At 55.4% G+C, this 1,520-nt stretch carries 4 protein-coding genes; 2 read left to right on the top strand and 2 right to left on the bottom strand.

Going from position 1 to position 1,520, the window contains the following annotated elements; translation table 11 throughout:
- Positions 1-366 (top strand): DUF945 family protein (locus ACRC1E_RS05295; protein ID WP_438514066.1); only part of this gene is annotated, 366 nt, incomplete at its 5' end.
- A 62-nt stretch (positions 367-428) separates the two neighbouring features.
- Here the strand turns inward: ACRC1E_RS05295 and bfr are convergent.
- Together bfr and ACRC1E_RS05285 are read right to left on the bottom strand one after the other, a co-directional pair.
- Positions 429-899 carry a bacterioferritin gene (bfr, locus tag ACRC1E_RS05290; protein WP_438514065.1) on the bottom strand — a complete coding sequence of 157 codons (471 nt, stop codon included), beginning with the start codon at positions 897-899 and terminating at the stop codon, positions 429-431.
- Between the two features lie 56 nt (positions 900-955).
- The gene (locus ACRC1E_RS05285) at positions 956-1,144 is read right to left on the bottom strand and encodes a (2Fe-2S)-binding protein (protein WP_438514064.1); all 189 of its coding nucleotides are present in this window, start codon (positions 1,142-1,144) and stop codon (positions 956-958) included.
- Between the two features lie 50 nt (positions 1,145-1,194).
- Between ACRC1E_RS05285 and ACRC1E_RS05280 the strand changes: the two genes are divergently transcribed.
- On the top strand, positions 1,195-1,520 hold a 326-nt coding region (locus ACRC1E_RS05280), incomplete at its 3' end, for an NUDIX domain-containing protein (RefSeq protein ID WP_438514063.1).

Genomic DNA, 1,520 nt, shown 5'->3' with positions numbered 1-1,520 from the left:
TTTAAGGAGGCCGACCTCAAGTCGCCACTGACCTTTATCAGCCGCTTTATTGTCGACGCAGATATCACGCTGCCTAAACCGGCACTGGAGACGATGGTGGTGGCACAGGCACGCAACCTGTTTACCGTCGATGCCAGCGCAGAGGATCAGCCAGACATGGCCGAAATCGATGACTTGGCCAAGAGCCTGCTGGATGCGCAATTGGCGGAATGGGCAGACAAGAAGCTGATCAAAATGGATGGCAAACAGGTTTCGACCCTGCTGAATTTCCAGGGAGGCATCCTGAAAATAAACCAGCAAAAAGTCGCCTTGCCATGGGAAGAAGTGGAAGACCCGGTGCCGCCAGACGCCAGCGCAGCGCTGTAAAGCAAGAAGACTTCACCCACAAAAAGCCGGCATAGCCGGCTTTTTTATCGACTAAACCTCGCCTAGCTCCCCATCTGGCTTTGCAGGTAGTTGTGCAGGCCGATACGGGCGATCAGATCCTGCTGGGTTTCCAGCCAATCGACGTGTTCCTCTTCCGAAGCCAGAATGTCATCCAAGAGCTCGCGCGTCACATAGTCGCGCATGCTTTCACAGTACTGAATGGCATCCCTGAGCAAGGGCAGAGCCTCCAACTCCAGCCTTAGATCACAGGCAATCATTTCTTCGGGATTTTCGCCGATATACAGCTTGCCCAGATCCTGCAGATTGGGCAGGCCCTCCAGAAACAGGATGCGCTCTATCAGGCGGTCGGCGTGCTTCATTTCGTCGATGGATTCATGATACTCGTGCTCGTCCAGACGCTTGAGCCCCCAGTTACGGTACATGCGCGCATGTAAAAAATACTGGTTGATGGCCGTCAGCTCATTTCTGAGCGCCTTGTTCAGAAACTCGATCACCTTCTTATCGCCTTGCATCACCCACCTCCCGGATAAATACGAAACTCAAGGCATTATGGCAAAGTGCGCGGGCTTCACAAGCCGGGCTTGAACAAAGCAGGGAGCAAAGCCTTACCCGCCTGCTTGAGCATGGCATGCGCACAATGCCCGCATTTTCCGCACTGCGTCGCGACCGGACGGATATCCCGCAGGTGACGGGCACCATTTAATGCCGCTTGGCGGATCTGGCTTTCAGTGGTGGGGTAACACAGGCAAACATACATGGCATACTCTCGACATTCATGCGCCCCTATAACTGGAGATCGCCACGATCATGACGACACGCTTCAAGCCCAATACCACGGTTGCCGCCATTATCGAACGGGATGGGCGCTTCCTGATGGTAGAAGAAAATACCCGCGAGGGGGTACGTTACAACCAGCCGGCCGGCCATCTGGAAAAAGGGGAAAGCCTGCTTGAAGCCGTGTGCCGCGAAGTAAGGGAAGAAACCGGCTACGCCTTCACGCCGCAAGGGCTGGTTGGCATCTATCTGGCGCAGGGAGAGCCGACTTATCTGCGCTTCGCCTTCTTTGGCCTGGCCTCGCCCTCCCCCATCACGACACAACTGGATGAGGGCATCATTGCCGCGCACTGGCTAAC

Origin of the sequence: Craterilacuibacter sp. (assembly GCF_051659485.1) — a bacterium.
Lineage (GTDB): Bacteria > Pseudomonadota > Gammaproteobacteria > Burkholderiales > Chromobacteriaceae > Craterilacuibacter.
Note: the sequence above shows the minus strand (reverse complement) of the source record. Positions and strands in the feature narration are given on the sequence as shown.